The sequence below is a fragment of the Acidovorax sp. KKS102 genome (assembly GCF_000302535.1).
GTDB lineage: Bacteria > Pseudomonadota > Gammaproteobacteria > Burkholderiales > Burkholderiaceae_C > Acidovorax.
This window is the reverse complement of sequence record NC_018708.1, coordinates 4,536,821-4,552,796: the sequence shown is the minus strand read 5'-3', so window position 1 is coordinate 4,552,796 and position 15,976 is coordinate 4,536,821. Positions and strand designations below refer to the sequence as shown.

Annotated in this window: 16 protein-coding genes; 11 read left to right on the top strand and 5 right to left on the bottom strand. The window is 60.5% G+C overall.

What is annotated here, in order from left to right:
- Nucleotides 1–48: 48 nt before the first annotated feature.
- The 4 genes from C380_RS20835 to motA all read right to left on the bottom strand — a co-directional run bounded on the left by C380_RS20835 (nucleotide 49) and on the right by motA (nucleotide 2,974).
- Nucleotides 49–675 carry a protein phosphatase CheZ gene (locus C380_RS20835; protein ID WP_015015822.1) on the bottom strand — a complete coding sequence of 209 codons (627 nt, stop codon included), beginning with the start codon at nucleotides 673–675 and terminating at the stop codon, nucleotides 49–51.
- A gap of 4 nt (nucleotides 676–679) precedes the next feature.
- Nucleotides 680–1,066: a chemotaxis response regulator CheY gene (gene cheY / locus C380_RS20830; RefSeq protein ID WP_015015821.1), complete on the bottom strand. Its 387-nt coding sequence runs from the start codon at nucleotides 1,064–1,066 to the stop codon at nucleotides 680–682.
- Nucleotides 1,067–1,138: 72 nt separating this feature from the next.
- Nucleotides 1,139–2,071, bottom strand: a complete 933-nt coding sequence (gene motB, locus C380_RS20825; protein WP_015015820.1) for a flagellar motor protein MotB — start codon at nucleotides 2,069–2,071, stop codon at nucleotides 1,139–1,141.
- 42 nt (nucleotides 2,072–2,113) lie between these two features.
- Nucleotides 2,114–2,974 (bottom strand): flagellar motor stator protein MotA, encoded by an 861-nt coding sequence (motA, locus tag C380_RS20820; protein WP_015015819.1) that lies wholly within the window; start codon nucleotides 2,972–2,974, stop codon nucleotides 2,114–2,116.
- Between the two features lie 495 nt (nucleotides 2,975–3,469).
- Here motA and C380_RS20815 point away from each other — a divergent pair, with 495 nt between their 5' ends.
- The 7 genes from C380_RS20815 to C380_RS25945 all read left to right on the top strand — a co-directional run bounded on the left by C380_RS20815 (nucleotide 3,470) and on the right by C380_RS25945 (nucleotide 10,504).
- Nucleotides 3,470–4,882: a flagellin gene (locus C380_RS20815; RefSeq protein WP_015015818.1), complete on the top strand. Its 1,413-nt coding sequence runs from the start codon at nucleotides 3,470–3,472 to the stop codon at nucleotides 4,880–4,882.
- 284 nt (nucleotides 4,883–5,166) lie between these two features.
- Nucleotides 5,167–6,582 carry a flagellin gene (locus C380_RS20810; RefSeq protein WP_015015817.1) on the top strand — a complete coding sequence of 472 codons (1,416 nt, stop codon included), beginning with the start codon at nucleotides 5,167–5,169 and terminating at the stop codon, nucleotides 6,580–6,582.
- Between the two features lie 137 nt (nucleotides 6,583–6,719).
- Complete coding sequence (gene fliD, locus C380_RS20805) at nucleotides 6,720–8,177, top strand: flagellar filament capping protein FliD (protein WP_015015816.1); 1,458 nt, start codon at nucleotides 6,720–6,722, stop codon at nucleotides 8,175–8,177.
- A 336-nt stretch (nucleotides 8,178–8,513) separates the two neighbouring features.
- On the top strand, nucleotides 8,514–8,936 hold the full coding sequence (gene fliS / locus C380_RS20800) for a flagellar export chaperone FliS (RefSeq protein ID WP_015015815.1): 423 nt from the start codon (nucleotides 8,514–8,516) through the stop codon (nucleotides 8,934–8,936).
- A gap of 2 nt (nucleotides 8,937–8,938) precedes the next feature.
- Complete coding sequence (locus C380_RS20795) at nucleotides 8,939–9,238, top strand: flagellar protein FliT (protein ID WP_015015814.1); 300 nt, start codon at nucleotides 8,939–8,941, stop codon at nucleotides 9,236–9,238.
- A 295-nt stretch (nucleotides 9,239–9,533) separates the two neighbouring features.
- Nucleotides 9,534–10,073, top strand: coding sequence for a helix-turn-helix domain-containing protein (locus tag C380_RS25950; RefSeq protein WP_015011973.1), 540 nt, complete (start codon nucleotides 9,534–9,536; stop codon nucleotides 10,071–10,073).
- Nucleotides 9,968–10,504, top strand: coding sequence for an IS30 family transposase (locus C380_RS25945; protein WP_015012306.1), 537 nt, complete (start codon nucleotides 9,968–9,970; stop codon nucleotides 10,502–10,504). The genes C380_RS25950 and C380_RS25945 overlap by 106 nt, the downstream gene beginning before the upstream one ends.
- Nucleotides 10,505–10,642: 138 nt before the next feature.
- On the opposite strand, the gene fliE is transcribed toward C380_RS25945, so the two are convergent.
- Nucleotides 10,643–10,954, bottom strand: a complete 312-nt coding sequence (fliE, locus tag C380_RS20785; protein ID WP_015015813.1) for a flagellar hook-basal body complex protein FliE — start codon at nucleotides 10,952–10,954, stop codon at nucleotides 10,643–10,645.
- 175 nt (nucleotides 10,955–11,129) lie between these two features.
- On the opposite strand from fliE, the gene fliF reads away from it, so the two are divergent.
- The 4 genes from fliF to fliI are packed head-to-tail and all read left to right on the top strand — an operon-like array spanning nucleotide 11,130 to nucleotide 15,955.
- Nucleotides 11,130–12,824: a flagellar basal-body MS-ring/collar protein FliF gene (gene fliF, locus C380_RS20780; RefSeq protein ID WP_015015812.1), complete on the top strand. Its 1,695-nt coding sequence runs from the start codon at nucleotides 11,130–11,132 to the stop codon at nucleotides 12,822–12,824.
- Between the two features lie 30 nt (nucleotides 12,825–12,854).
- Nucleotides 12,855–13,850 (top strand): flagellar motor switch protein FliG, encoded by a 996-nt coding sequence (fliG, locus tag C380_RS20775; protein WP_015015811.1) that lies wholly within the window; start codon nucleotides 12,855–12,857, stop codon nucleotides 13,848–13,850.
- Complete coding sequence (locus tag C380_RS20770) at nucleotides 13,834–14,571, top strand: flagellar assembly protein FliH (RefSeq protein WP_193353835.1); 738 nt, start codon at nucleotides 13,834–13,836, stop codon at nucleotides 14,569–14,571. The genes fliG and C380_RS20770 overlap by 17 nt, the downstream gene beginning before the upstream one ends.
- Nucleotides 14,561–15,955, top strand: a complete 1,395-nt coding sequence (fliI, locus tag C380_RS20765; RefSeq protein ID WP_043566962.1) for a flagellar protein export ATPase FliI — start codon at nucleotides 14,561–14,563, stop codon at nucleotides 15,953–15,955. Before C380_RS20770 ends, fliI begins: the two co-directional genes overlap by 11 nt.
- The last annotated feature ends 21 nt before the right edge of the window (nucleotides 15,956–15,976 follow it).

The window sequence follows — 15,976 nt, the reverse complement described above, 5'->3', positions numbered from 1 at the left end:
GGGCATATTGCACTAGCGCTTGAAGCACATTGGGCTGAAAACAGCGTGTCAGAAGCCCAGACTGGCCAGCAGATCGTCCACCTGGGACTGGTCGGTGACCACGTCGGGCGTGTTGTCCGGGTCCACCACCGGGCCTTGCAGGTGGGCCCGGCGGGCGGGCTCGGCGGGTACCTGGGCGTTGGGCGGGGCCGTCTGGATGAGCAGTTGCACCAGTTGCTCTTCAATGGTGGCTGCCAGATTCACCACGCGCGCAATCACCTGGCCGGTGAGGTCGTGAAAATCCTGGGCCATCATGATTTCCGTGAGGTGTGTGTCGGCCTCTTTGGTCACGCGCTCCACATCGGTCAGAAAGTTGAAGATCTCGCCCTTGGCCACAGCCGCCACCGGGTCCGCCACCAGCGAGTTGACGACTCGGCGCGTTTCCGCCGCAATGTAGTCGTGCTGCGCCTTGGCTTGCTCGACGCGGTTGAGCACCTTCTCGGCGGCCTCGCCCGTCAGCCGGGCGATGTATGACAGGCGGCTCTGGGCGTCGGGCAGTTCGCCCATGGAGCCGCGCAGCTTGTCGGCATACCCCAGTTCGTTGAGTGAATCGTGAAGCTGGCGGGTCAGCAGGCCAATCTTGTGGTGAACATCGGCTTCGGCGGCAGGCTGGCTGTTGTCCGGTGTGTCGTCCATGGTGTCATAGCCCCATCTTCTTCAGAATCAAGGTCACTTTCTCTTCCAGAGTTGCCTTGGTGAAGGGTTTGACGATGTAACCCGCAGCACCGCCCTGAGCGGCAGCAACGATGTCTTCCTTGCGGGCTTCGGCGGTCACCATCAGGACGGGCAGGTGCTTGAGCTTGTCGTCCTTCTTGATCTCGGCCAGCAGCTGGAAGCCGTTCATGTTGGGCATGTTGATGTCGGTCACCACAAAATCAAACTTGCTGTTGCGCAGTTTGTTGAGTGCGGCGACACCATCCTCGGCCTCGTCAGCGTCTGAGAACCCGCTCTCCTTGAGCAGGTTGCGAACGATGCGTCGCATGGTGGAGAAGTCGTCAACGATCAAAAAACGAAGGGCTGTGGTCACTTGGGACCCTTTCAGTCGAGATTTACTGTAAGCATTGTCATGGGCGGCAGGTTTGGTGACAAGTCGTAACTGTTACCTGCTTGGGGGGGGATTTTCCCGCTTTTCAGTCAACAGTTCTGTGGACGTGATTTCGGGAATCCCTTTGCCCATGAGCCGTTCTTCGGCCTCCCGGGTCAACACCGTGATGGTGATGCGCCGGTTGGAGGGGGAGCGTGGGTTCTTGGGGTCCAGCAGATCGCTGGCGGCCAAGCCCACCACGCGGCCCAGTTTAGCGTCTGGCATGCCGGCAGAGACCAGCTCTCGGCGCGAGGCGTTGGCCCGGTCTGCCGACAGCTCCCAGTTGCTGTACCCCTTTTCGCTGTTGCCATAGGGCACGGCGTCGGTATGGCCGGCCAGGCTGATGCGGTTTTCAACGCCACCAAGGGCCGCGCCAATTTCGCGGAGGATATCGCGCATGTAGGGTTTTACCAACGCGCTCCCGCTGTCGAACATGGGGCGGTTCTGGTCGTCAATGATCTGGATCTGCAGCCCGTCGGGCGTGATGTCGATGCGGATTTGCGACTTGTACTCGTTCAGGCGCGGGTTTTCTGTGATCAGCGCATCGATCTTGGCCTCCAGGGCCTTGAGACGCTCCTGGTCCTGCTTGGCGCGTTCTGCCCGCGCGGCATCGATGCTCATGCGGCGCTGCTTGGCTTCTTCCACATCGGAACGGCGCACCTGTCCATGCACCTTGGTCAGGTCGTTACCTCCGCCAGGAATCACGCTGGAGCTGTTGCCCGCCCCATCGCCACCTGCCATTGCCACCTTCAGTGGCGACGAAAAATACGCCGCTATGCCCTGCAGCTCGCCTTTCGCGGTGGACCCTAATAGCCACATGAGCAGAAAGAACGCCATCATCGCCGTTACGAAGTCGGCATAAGCAATCTTCCAGGCGCCCCCATGCACCGCGTGCCCGCCTTTCTTGACGCGCTTGATGATGATGGGCTGGAGCTTCTTTTCTGCCATGGCGATAGGGGCGTTGTGGCGCGGCTACTGCATTCGCGGTGGCTACTTCTTGCCCTTCACGTGCCCTTCCAGCTCCGAGAAGCTGGGGCGGACGTTGGAGAACAGCACCTTGCGGCCAAACTCAATGGCCGTGGCCGGGTTGTAGCCCTGCATGCTGGCGAGCAGGGTGGACTTGATGCACTGCAGTTCCTTGGCAGCGTCCTCGGTCTTTTGCTCGACCAGGCCGCCAAGGGGCTCGACGACGCCGTAGGCCAGCAAAATGCCTAGAAACGTGCCGACCAGCGCTGAACCGATCATGCCGCCCAGCACTGAAGGCGGCTGGCCCACCGAGCCCATGGTATTCACCACGCCCAGCACGGCAGCAATGATGCCAAAGGCCGGCAGCGCACCCGCCAACCGCGCCAGCGCTGCTACAGGGGCGTGGGCCTCCTGATGATGGGTGTCGATCTCGTTGTCCATCAACGCTTCGATCTCGTGGGAATTGAGGTTGCCCGACACCATCATGCGCAGGTAATCGGTCATGAACTCGATCACATGGTGATCGTTGCCCACCGTGGGGTACTTCTTGAAAATCTCGGATTCGTTCGGCGTCTCGACATCCTTCTCGATCGCCATCAGCCCCTCTTTACGGGCCTTCTGGAGGATGTCATAGAGCATTGCCATCAGTTCCATGTAGCGTGCTTTGGTGTACTTGGAGCCTTTAAGAGCCATGGGGATGGCAGCCATGGTGGCCTTGAGCACCTTGGGTTGGTTGTTGACCACAAAGGCCCCCAGCGCACCGCCCAGGATTGTGATGATCTCGAAGGGCAAGGCTTTCAGGATCACGGCAATATTTCCACCGTGCATCACATACACGCCGAAGATACAGCCAAAGCTGACGATGTAACCAATGATGACAAGCATGGTGGCGATTTTGGCAGAGTCTTAGGCGCACCGTTGGTGTAAACAAGACTGCGTTGTGCTGCCAGATTGCACCGCTGGCATTTGGTGGTCGTTGCTCGAGGCCGCTGCCTGTCAAAGCTTGCTCCCATTCTTTAATCGTCTCGTCCCGCCAGCACATAGCTAACGGTTTCAGTGAGTGTTAAAGAGTTCTGCGTTCGTGGCGAGCACTTGGCAAGCTCTAATAGCTACTAAAACGATAGTAAACCTGCCTCTTTCACAACCCAAGCCGTCATACCCGACCCGCAATCTATACACAAAAAGTTACGCTAACCCTAAAGTTTGTTGCACCGAGGGCCGATAACAAAAACAACAGGGAATGAAAGCCCTGTCCCCGGTGGCAAAACCAAAATCATAGGTGGCGCGTCAACGGGTTGGGCAGCCAGCGGGTGCTGGCATTTGAGACACCGAAAGCAATACCGCGTCTTCGGGCTTTAAGTTACACAAGGAGCTATCACCATGGCAGCCATCATCAACACCAACGTTCAGTCGCTCAATGCACAGCGCAACCTGGGCATTTCGCAAAACTCGCTGGCTCAGTCCATGCAGCGTCTGTCGTCGGGCTTGCGCATCAACAGCGCCAAGGACGATGCCGCTGGTCTGGCCATTTCGGAGCGATTCAGCACGCAGATCCGTGGTCTGAACGTTGCCACCCGAAATGCCAATGACGGCATCTCTCTGGCGCAAACGGCCGAAGGCGCCATGGCCAGCGTGACCAACAACCTGCAGCGCATGCGCGAGCTGGCTGTGCAATCTGCCAACGCCACCAACAGCAGCACTGACCGTGCGGCACTGCAGGCAGAAGTGTCGCAGCTGAGCCAGGAAATCGACCGCGTGGCCACACAGACCGATTTCAATGGCACCAAGCTGCTGGATGGCTCTTTCTCGGCCCAGGCCTTTCAGGTGGGGGCCAATGCCGGGCAGACCATCACCATTGACTCGATCGCCAGTGCGCGCACCAGCACGCTGGGCAAGTTCCAGGGCATTAACCTGGTGAATCAAACCATTGGTACGCCCAGTGATACCACGGCCGCAGCGACGGTCACTATTGGCAGCGGCTCGGCTATTTCTCTGGGCACGATTGCCAACGATGCCAAGGCGATTGCTTCGGCCATCAATGCAGCGGGCATTTCGGGCATGACTGCTTCGGCCAATGCCACCTCGGTGGCCTCGGTGGCGGCAGACGGCACGGGTGTCACGGCGGGCAACGCCACCATTACCATCAATGGAACTGCTTTGAGTGTGGCGGCGTCAACCAATGCGGCAAGCAATCGGGCCAATGCATTGGCCGCCATCAATGGCGTATCGGCGGTCACGGGGGTGATTGCCACCGACGACGGCTCGGGCCTGAAGCTTGCGGCTGCAGATGGTCGCAACATCACCACCGCGTTTGCCGCAGGTACCGCTACGGGTTCTAGCATGACCGCATTTGGTTTGGCTGCAGCCGGGACAACAGGCGCGACGGTCAATATTTCCTACGCCGCTAGCGGTCAAACGGGCAACGTGGTGTTTGCCAACGCCATGGGCAACCTCAGCACGGCTATCGGCAGCCAAGGGACGGCGGTGGCAGCACTCGACATCTCCACGGTGGGTGGGGCCAACACTGCGCTGACGGCCATTGATGCGGCACTCACCCAGATCAACTCGTCCCGCGCGCAGTTGGGTGCTATCCAGAACCGCTTCAGCTCGACCATCGATAACCTGCAGACGAACAGTGAAAATCTGAGTGCTTCGCGCAGCCGGATCATTGATGCAGACTTCGCGGCGGAAACGGCCAATCTGAGTCGTTCGCAGATCTTGCAGCAGGCGGGTACTGCCATGGTGGCGCAGGCCAACCAGTTGCCGCAAGGCGTGCTGTCTCTGCTGCGTTAAATAGCTAACTGCCAGGGAAAAGCCTCGGCGTCCATGGACGTCGACATTGGGGAAACGGCGCTGAAGTCACGGCTTCAGCGCCGTTTTGTTTTGCTGCTGGTCGCTGGAAATGCGGGAGGATGCCGGTTTACATCTGTGGTTTGCATCTAGCGATGCTCGACAAAATAAAGCCTCATGAGATGAAAGGGCCCTGAGCCTTGCGTCTCAAATCCTGTGGGCACAAAAGGCGGCGGAGCTGTTGCTGGCAGTGCACTGAATTTGGGCTTTATCAAGGAGCTATCACCATGGCAGCCGTCATCAACACCAACGTCCAGTCGCTTAACGCACAGCGCAACTTGGGCATTTCGCAAAACTCGTTGGCTACATCCATGCAGCGCCTGTCGTCGGGCCTGCGCATCAACAGCGCCAAGGACGATGCCGCCGGTCTGGCCATCTCCGAGCGCATGACCACACAAATCCGGGGGCTGAACGTGGCGGTGCGTAACGCCAACGACGGCATCTCTCTGGCGCAAACGGCCGAAGGCGCCATGGCCAGCGTGACCAACAACCTGCAGCGCATGCGTGAATTGGCCGTGCAATCTGCCAACGCCACCAACAGCAGCACTGACCGTGCGGCACTGCAGGCAGAAGTGTCGCAGCTGAGCCAGGAAATCGACCGCGTGGCCACACAGACCGATTTCAATGGCACCAAGCTGCTGGATGGCTCTTTCTCGGCCCAGGCCTTTCAGGTGGGGGCCAATGCCGGGCAGACCATCACCATTGACTCGATCGCCAGTGCGCGCACCAGCACGCTGGGCAAGTTCCAGGGCATTAACCTGGTGAATCAAACCATTGGTACGCCCAGTGATACCACGGCCGCAGCGACGGTCACTATTGGCAGCGGCTCGGCTATTTCTCTGGGCACGATTGCCAACGATGCCAAGGCGATTGCTTCGGCCATCAATGCAGCGGGCATTTCGGGCATGACTGCTTCGGCCAATGCCACCTCGGTGGCCTCGGTGGCGGCAGACGGCACGGGTGTCACGGCGGGCAACGCCACCATTACCATCAATGGAACTGCTTTGAGTGTGGCGGCGTCAACCAATGCGGCAAGCAATCGGGCCAATGCATTGGCCGCCATCAATGGCGTATCGGCGGTCACGGGGGTGATTGCCACCGACGACGGCTCGGGCCTGAAGCTTGCGGCTGCAGATGGTCGCAACATCACCACCGCGTTTGCCGCAGGTACCGCTACGGGTTCTAGCATGACCGCATTTGGTTTGGCTGCAGCCGGGACAACAGGCGCGACGGTCAATATTTCCTACGCCGCTAGCGGTCAAACGGGCAACGTGGTGTTTGCCAACGCCATGGGCAACCTCAGCACGGCTATCGGCAGCCAAGGGACGGCGGTGGCAGCACTCGACATCTCCACGGTGGGTGGGGCCAACACTGCGCTGACGGCCATTGATGCGGCACTCACCCAGATCAACTCGTCCCGCGCGCAGTTGGGTGCTATCCAGAACCGCTTCAGCTCGACCATCGATAACCTGCAGACGAACAGTGAAAATCTGAGTGCTTCGCGCAGCCGCATCATGGATGCCGATTTTGCGCAGGAAACGGCCAATCTGAGTCGTTCGCAGATCTTGCAGCAGGCGGGTACTGCCATGGTGGCGCAGGCCAACCAATTGCCGCAAAATGTGCTCAAGCTCCTGCAGGGTTGAACGGGCAGTGCAAACAGGTTCAAGTTCTGTGTGCCGTTGCCGACAAGACTGTATGGGCTGTGTTTGTTGTGCGTAGTGTGGCCTGAAAGCTGCGCTGCGTCGCAACCGGTTTTGCGTGACCGCAACAGGAGATCGACATGGGCATTTCATCCCCCGGTATAGGCAGCGGCCTGGATATTCAAGGCATTGTTGCCAAACTGGTAGCTCTGGAAAAGCAGCCGCTGCAGCAATTGCAGGTCAGGGCGTCTGGGCTGAGCGCGCGGTTGTCGGCGTATGGTCAGCTGAAATCACAAATTGCTAACCTGCAGGACCAGGCCGCCAAGTTGGCATCTTCTTCCAGTTGGGAGACTATGACGCTGAGTTCCAGCAACTCAAGTGCAGTGGTGGGCACGGCCACCGCAGCTGCAGCGCCCACGGCGTTCAGCATGGAGGTTCGTCAGCTCGCACGCGCCCAGTCGGTGGGGTCTGCGGTTTTTGGCACCGGAGCAACAGTGGGCACGGGCTCACTCAAGATTCAGTTGGGTGCTTGGAGCAAGGGCGACTTCACCCCTGATGTGGCCGACGGCGCGGCAGCGTTTGCGCCAGGGGCCTCCCCTGAGGTTTCCATCGATATCACGGCTGCAGACGATACGTTGGCCAAAGTGGCCGCCAAGATCAATGCCGCCAATGCGGGCGTCAATGCCACGGTGCTGCGCGACGCAGCGGGTGAGCGTTTGTTGGTGCGCTCTACCGCCACTGGTGAAGAGTCGGGTTTTCGCATCCAGGCGATGGACGATGACGGCAATAATACCGATGGCTCTGGGCTTTCCCGCCTGGGCTTCGATCCGGAGAATAGCGCCACTGGTCTATCTCTGACGCAGTCTGCTCGCGACACTTTGGCCACGATCAACGGGGTGGAGGTGAAGTCAAAAAACACGACATTTGCCGATGCCGTTGAGGGCTTGACATTGACCGTCGCCCAAGTGACCACTTCCCCGGTCGAGATTGGAGTCAAGCGTGACACGGCTGGGGCGCGAGGCAACATCACGGCATTCGTGGATTCATACAACGCCCTCAACAATGCGCTCGCGGCGATGACGCGCTACAACCCAGCCGACAAGTCTGCCGGCACGCTGCAGGGGGACTCGACGGCAGTGGGCCTGCAGTCTGCGCTGCGCCAGCTTGTGGGGGGGGCGGGAGCACCTGGCAGTGAATTTGGCAGACTGTCCGATATCGGCGTGCAGTTTCAGGCCGATGGCACTTTGAAAGTCGATGCAACCAAACTTGATGCTGCTATGGCCAAACCCGATGCACTCAAGGCGTTTTTTTCCGCTGACGAGGCTGGTACATCGTCGGACGGAATGGCGACCCGTATCAAGGATTTTGCTGCGGGCATGCTGGGCTCGGACGGCTTGTTTGCTACCAAGACCAAATCCATTCAAAACGCAGTCAAGCGCAATACCGACGATCAGCAGCGGGTGGCCGACCGTGCCAGCCGGCGTGAAGAGCAACTGCTGGCACAGTATGGTCGGCTAGATGCCAACCTGGGTAGGTTGAGCGCGCTCAATACCTATGTAGCACAGCAGGTGACGCAGTGGAACAATACAAAGGGTTGATTGGACTGTTTTAACCTGACTGGCGTGATATCTCAGCCTCCGTTTCATTTGATCCCCTTGGCAAGCTTTAGACAGTTTTTTCGAAGAGTTTTTCAAGGACCGCCCTTGCTTTGATGCGTTCTTCTCTCGCGGATTGGGCGAGACATCAGAGATCAGTCTCTGATTAGGTGTTTTGAGGTACATCCCTTTGTAGGGCGAGCGTCAGCTGCTATTGAATTTGGTTTTTCAAAGTGCGTAATAGCCTGCCTTGCATGATCCTGAAGTGCTACGAAAACTGCTTGAGTTTTCCCAGCAGTTGCCGATATGAATAACAAGTAGCATATGAAGGAGCCGTTGATGTACACCCCCGTCAGTTCTCGCGCAGCTTCGGCCTACCGGCAAGTGGGCGTCCAGTCCGGCGTGGATAGCGCCTCGCCGCACATGTTGATCAAGATGTTGTTTGATGGCCTTATCCAGTCGCTCAACGCCGCACGCGGCGCGCTGCAGCGCGGCGATATTGCCGAAAAGGGCCGCCAGATTGGTAAGGCCGTGCGCATTCTGGAAGAAGGCCTCAAGGGCGGCCTCAACCTTGCGGAGGGTGGTGAAATTGCCCGCAACTTAGCTGCGCTCTATGACTATTGCGTTAACCGCCTCTCCATGGCCAATGTGCATAATGACTTGGCATTGGTAGAGGAGGTGGTGAGTCTGATTACCCCCGTAGCGCAAAGCTGGAATGAAATCGGCCCCAACGGCGCACCGAACTCCGGTGTGGGAGTGTGAACATGACTACCCGGCTGATTGACTATTACAAAGCCATTGAAGACAGCAGCGCCAAGATGCTGGAAGCTGCCAAGCTCAAGGACTGGGACGGCGTGGTGCGCTACGAAGGCGCCTGTGCCGTGCTGATCGAGCAGCTGCGCTTCAAGTCGCAAGAGCACGAGTTGCTGCCTGAGCACCGGCGTGAGAAGACCCGTATCATGCAGCGCATCTTGCGCAACGATGCGCAGATTCGCTGCCTGGCAGAGCCTTGGCTTGCGCAGTTTGAGCATCTGCTCGAGGGTCAGCCCCAGATGATGCATTGAGTGCGTGCTGCGCGGCACGCACAAGCTGCTGCGAGGCCATGACCTGACCGTCGAAGGGGCGTCTATAGAGCTTGAGTGGCTTGTGGGGTGCTGGCCTGCTAGTGGCCAGGCGGTGCCAACCGTGCACCCCAAAGGCGCTCAGCGCTGAACAGAGTGGGCAATTTCGGTCTACAAACGCTCAAATCTCCGAAGTTTAAGCGGCGGTTTCAACAACGAAGTGCACGTTGCCAAAAGGTAGGCCCAGACAAGTAAGTGAAGATGACTTGTGTGACCTGCCAGTCAACCCAAGTGCACCATGAACTACACCCATCTGAGCCAAAGCGAACGTTACCAAATCCAATGCCTGCGCGACGTGGGGCTGTCGATCACACAGACAGCCCTGCGCCTGGGGCGCCACCGCAGCACCATTGCCCGCGAGATCCGGCGCAACAGCGACGCCAGCACAGCCTACCAAGCCCACAACGCCCATCAACAGGCTCTCTCGCGCCAAAGCGGCCAGACCAACGCTCAGCGCTTTGACGGTGCCCAGTGGGAGCTGGTGCTGTCGTATCTGCAGCTGGACCTGTCGCCTCAGCAGGCAGCCGCCCGCCTGGGGCTGGAAAGGCGCCTGCGCATCAGCCACACCTGCATCTACAACCGGCTGCGCCGCATGGGACAAGCTGCACCGCGCCTGCGTTGCGGCCATTGCCGGCGCAAGGCACACAGGGTGCGGGGCAACTGCGCGATCGCGTGGGTATCGCACAGCGCCCCGCCATCGTGGACAAGCGAGCGCGCCTGGGGGATTGGGAGGGCGACACCATCGTCTCGGGTGCGGGTGGGCTGGCAGGGCTGGTGACCCTGACCGAGCGGCGCTCGCGCTACACACTGGCGCAGCGTGTGCAGCGGCGCCAGGCCGAGCCGGTGGGCCAGGCCATCATCGAAATGCTCAGGCCCCATCCCAAGCGCCGCCACACCCTGACGCTGGACAACGGCAAGGAGTTCGCCGAGCACAGGTGGGTGCACAGACGCCTGAAGACGAAGGTGTACTTTGCTGACCCGCACAGCCCCTGGCAGCGAGGACTCAACGAGAACCACAATGGGCTGCTACGCCACTACTTCCCCAAGGGCAGCGATCTGGGCAAGGCCAGCGAGCAAGAGGTGCTCCAAGCCGTGTACCGGCTCAACCACCGACCCCGCAGATGCTTGGGCTGGAAGACTCCGCATGAGGTGTTCCACGGCTACAAAGTGACACCACTTACACTGGGGACTGGCGCACTTCGTTGTTGAAACCGCCAGCCAAATTCGCAACAAGCGATGGTGCGATGCGCCTTTTTTGCTATCAAAAATATAGTTTCTTGCGTTGGCATCAGCGTGATGCTACACAGTTGCCGGTTGAGGGGCGAGGGCTCAATGTCCCGCTCATCGTCACACCTGCATGTTCATGATGTCTGTGTAAGCCTGCACCATGCGGTTGCGCACGTGCAAGGTGGCCTGAAAGCCGATTTGCGCCTTCTGGATGGCCACCATGGTTTCTTCCAGGCTCACGGAGGGGTTTTCCATTTGCACCTCCCTTTGCATCTCTGAAGACTTGTTCTGAGCGGCACTCACCGACTGCAACGCGCCCTTGAGCGCGCCAGAGAAGCCGACTTCATTGCCCGTGGTTTGCGGCGCTGCGGCACGGCGCGCGACGCCAGCGCCCGTCAGCGGGGCAGTTGAGCTGGAGATGCGAAGGTCCATGGCGGTATCCGTAGGGGAATGGCGGTATGCTGCGTATCCTAGCTACCGGCCCAGGATGCATCGCGCTGAATAGATGGCCAAACGGACGGCTTATCCAGCGAACATTGTGGGGGCGTGACCGAATAATCGACCCCACGCCAGGTCTGTTGCAGGGCCTGCTTTAATGGAAAGCAAGATGTCTGCTGTTGCTGAAGTCCCTCTCAATCCGCTCCCGACGCCGGCCAGCCCCAACTGGCTGCAGCGGCTGTCCGCCCTCGACCGGGCACAGCGCATGCGGCTGGGTGCGGGCGTGGCGCTGCTGGTGGCTGCTGCCGTTGCGGCCGTCGTGATGGGGCGCCAGCCCGACTACCGGGTGCTGTTTTCCAACCTGGGCGATAAGGATGGCGGGGCCGTGGTGGCCCAGTTGTCTCAGATGAACGTCCCCTACAAGTATTCCGAGGGTGGCGGCGCCATCCTGATTCCTGCAGAGCGCGTGCACGATGTACGTTTGCGGCTGGCCACGCAGGGTTTGCCCAAGGGCTCCGTCGCGGGTTTTGAACTGATGGAGTCCAACAAATTCGGGATGACGCAGTTTCAGGAGCGTCTGAACTTCCAGCGCGGGTTGGAGGGGGAACTCACCCGGTCCATCCAGGCACTGTCGTCGGTGCAAAGCGCTCGTGTGCACCTGGCCTTGCCCAACCAGAACGGCTTTTTCCGTGAGCAGCAAAAGCCTTCGGCCTCGGTGTTGGTGAGTCTGCATCCCGGGCGCATTCTGGATCGCGCGCAGCTCGCGGGCATCGTGCATCTGGTGGCCTCCAGCGTTCCTGAGCTGGCACCGTCCGCCGTGAGCGTGCTGGACGACACTGGCAAACTGCTCTCCCAGTCCCCCGACAGCACGGCAGGTGCTGAAATCAATGCCCAGCAGCTGTTGTACGTACAGCAGCTGGAGCAGCAGTATTCCCGCCGCATCATGGACATCCTGGAACCAGTGGTTGGCCGCGACAACGTCAAGGCGCAGGTCACGGCGGAAGTGGATTTTTCGCAGACCGAATCCACCTCCGAGCAGTTCCGCCCCAACCAGACGCCGGATTCGAGTGCTGTGCGCAGCCAGCAGGTGCTGGAAAGCCGCGGGAGTGCGACGAAGACCGCTACGGGTGTGGCCGGCGCAGTGGCCAACCAGCCGCCAGCCCCGTCTGCAGCGCCCGTCAACGGCGCTAATCCTGCGCCGAATGCCGGGGGCCAACAGGGCGCAGAAGAAGAGACAAGCAAGCGCGAGTCCACCACCAACTACGAAGTGGACAAGACCGTCAAGGTAGTCCGTGGCAGCACGGGTGCAGTCAAGCGGTTAAGTGCTGCAGTCGTGGTCAACTATCAGTCGGCAGAGGACAAGGGTAAGACAGTGACCAAGGCGCTGACAGCCGAACAGATCGAACAGATGACGGCGCTGGTGCGCGAAACCATTGGGTTCAACCGTGAGCGCGGCGATTCGGTGAATCTGATGAACACACCGTTCCAGGTGACGGCAGTACCCACCACGGATGCGCCGCTGTGGAAGCAGCCGGAGGTAGTGGACCTCGCCAAGACCTTTGCCTGGCCGGTGGGTGCGGTTCTGTTCGCTGCCCTGGTACTGTTGGGCTTGGTGCGTCCTGCGCTCAAAGGCCCCGCACCTGTAAAGTCAACAGTCGGCAAGTCGGTGACTGGTGGTCAACTCGACGCTCTGGAGGCAGAAATGCCTGAGCGCCCGGCATTGGCGGCGCCCGCCCGTAAGGACGAACTTTTGCCTGCGACCCCTGAGCAGCTGCGCTTGGAAGATGCGCGCACGTTGGCCAAGGAGAATCCGGTCGCGGTAGCCAATATTCTCAAGACCTGGCTGAACGGCGATCCAGTTTAGTAGCCGCCACCGATTGCACGGACCACGACCATGGACGACCAAGGACTCCACGATGCCGCCATCATGCTGATGTCCCTCGGCGAGGAAGAGGCGGCCGAGGTGTTCAAGCATTTCTCGCCCAAAGAGGTGCAGAAGCTGGGCGAGACTATCGCGCGCATGCGCTCCGTGTCGCGCGAAAAAGTGGACGAGGTCATCAATAAGTTCTCCAACGCGGCTGCAGCCCAAAGCCTGTTGGTATCCGACACTGGCAACTACGTGCGCGCGGTGCTCAAGCGCGCGCTCGGCGACGACAAGGCTGGTTTGCTCATCGACCGGATTTTGCAGGGGGGAGATGTCTCGGGCATCGAGAGTCTGAAGTGGATGGATCCGCTGTCAGTGGCTGAGCTATTGCGTAACGAGCACCCGCAGATCGTTGCTGCCATCCTGGTGCATCTGGATAGCGATCAGGCATCGGGCATTCTGATGCACCTGTCCGACCGCCAGCGCAGCGAGATTTTGCTTCGCGTGGCCACGCTCGAAGGCATCCAGCCCACGGCCCTCAAGGACCTGAACGAAGTACTTTTCAAGGTGCTAGCGGGCGGGGACAAGATTCGTAAGAGTTCGCTTGGCGGCGTCAAGGCGGCCGCAGAGATCATCAACTTGTTGGGCGGCAACATGGACGCTGTGGTGCTCGAGTCCATTCGTGGCTACGACCCCGACCTGGCCCAGAAGATCATGGACAAGATGTTTGTGTTTGAAGATGTTCTCAAGCTCGACGACAAGGCCATCCAGACAGTGCTCAAGGAAGTGGCATCCGAGACTCTCATCGTGGCCCTCAAGGGTGCGGTGCCCGAACTGCGTGAGAAATTCTTGTCCAACATGTCTTCACGCGCCGCAGAAGCGCTGCGTGAGGATCTCGAGTCGCGTGGTCCCATGCGACTGTCCGAGGTGGAGGCGCAGCAGAAGGAAATTCTCAAGACGGTGCGCCGCCTGTCCGACGAGGGCCAGATCATGATCGGTGGTGGTGGTGATGATGCCTTCGTCTAACCAACGTTCTTATGCACGGTTCATTCCCAGTGAGGAGGTCGGCGACTTCAAACAATGGAAGTTCTCTGCCGTAGATGGGGCCGACCTGGTGGAGCCAGAGGCCGAGCCGGAACCTGTCGTGGAGCTGCCTGTCGAGCTGGATCAAGTGGCGCAGCAGGCCCTTGTCCAACAAGCCTGTGACGATGCGTATGCAGAGGGCTTCGCTCAGGGACAAGCGCAGACGGCGCTCGAATGGCAGCGCCGCATGGATGAATACATTGCCCGGCAGGGGCAAGAGGCGGCGCAGCGTTTGCAGAGCGTGCTGCAAACGCTCGATGCGAGCCTGATCGACATGCAGCAACGGATGGCGCAGCAGGTGCTGGAGCTTGCGTGCGACATCGCGCGCCAGGTGGTGCGCCAGGAACTGTCGGTCAACCCCAATGCCTTGTTGCCCGTGGTGCGAGAGGCTGTTGGCATGCTCGTGACCGAGGGGCGCCCTGCCACGGTGCGGCTCAATCCGGTAGACATGGAGGCCATGGCAGAACCTTTGCGCGAAGAGGTCAATGCACCGGGTGTGCAATGGATGGCGGATGCCGCCGTACCTGCAGGGGGCTGCCTGGTGGAGTCTGCTGGCACCGTCGTCGATGGCAGCATCGACAAGCGTTGGCAGCGTGCCATTGCGTCTTTGGGGTTGCAGTCGCCTTGGGATGACGATGCGGGTGGGGATGGTGATGACCATTGACACTCCTTCGGCCTGGACTCGGTTCATGGACGACGCGCGGGAGCGCGTGGCCGAAGGTGCGCCGCTGGAGACGCGCGGCACACTCACACGGTTGACGGGGCTGGTGCTGGAGGCCGTGGGCATCCGTGTGCCCGTGGGCTCGCAGTGCATGGTGCAAATGCCGGGGCATGCGCCGGTCTTGGCGGAGGTGGTCGGGTTTTCTGCCGACCGCGCATTTCTGATGCCTGCGGGCGACATCCATGGGCTGTCCAGTGGCGCCAGTGTGGTGCCGGCCGCACCGTACATCACCATGCCCCGCTTGGGCGAGCCTCCCCGGCCTGTGCAGCGCGCCGGGGTGCTGCGTCTGCCCATGGGCGATGGATTGCTGGGGCGTGTGGTGGATGCCCAAGGCCTGCCTCTCGATCACGGCGGGCCGGTACAGGATGTCGTGTCGGAGCCCATGGGACGCCGGCAGATCAATGCCATGGACCGGGACCCGGTGCGGGAGCCTCTGGATACCGGTGTGCGCGCCATCAATGCTTTGCTGACCGTAGGGCGAGGTCAGCGCCTGGGGCTGTTTGCAGGCTCTGGGGTGGGCAAGAGTGTGTTGCTAGGCATGATGGCCCGCTACACCCGGGCCGATGTGATCGTGGTCGGACTCATCGGGGAGCGGGGCCGCGAGGTCAAGGAGTTTGTGGAGGACATCCTGGGCGAGGAAGGCCGTGCGCGATCGGTGGTGGTGGCGGCCCCTGCCGATGCGCCCCCTTTGTTGCGCATGCAGGGCGCCTCCTATGCCACTGCCGTGGCCGAGCACTTCCGCGACAAGGGCCAGCACGTGTTGCTGCTCATGGATTCACTCACCCGATACGCGATGGCGCAACGAGAAATTGCACTGGCCATTGGCGAACCGCCTGCCACCAAGGGGTATCCGCCGTCCTGTTTTGCCAAGCTGCCCCAGCTGGTGGAGCGCAGCGGCAACGGCCTGCATGGCGTCGGCTCCATCACGGCGTTTTATACGGTGCTATCGGAGGGCGATGACCAGCAGGACCCCATCGCGGATGCTGCGCGTGCCATTCTGGACGGGCACATTGTGCTGTCACGGGCTTTGGCAGAGACCGGGCATTTCCCGGCCATCGACATCGAGCAATCGGCGTCGCGGGTGATGCACAACGTGGTGTCTCGCGGGCATTTTGATCTGGCGCGGCGGTTCCGTGCGGTGTATTCGCGCTACCAGAAGAGCCGGGACTTGGTGCAGGTGGGCGCTTACATGAGCGGCTCCGATCCGGCGTTGGACGAGGCCATTCGCCTGCAGCCGCAGATGGCGGGCTTTCTGCAGCAGGACATGTTTGAGGCAGCTTCCATGGACCAGAGCGTAGGCGCCATGGCCGCGGTGCTGGATCATTGACGGCCGGCAAGGTAGGCAGCC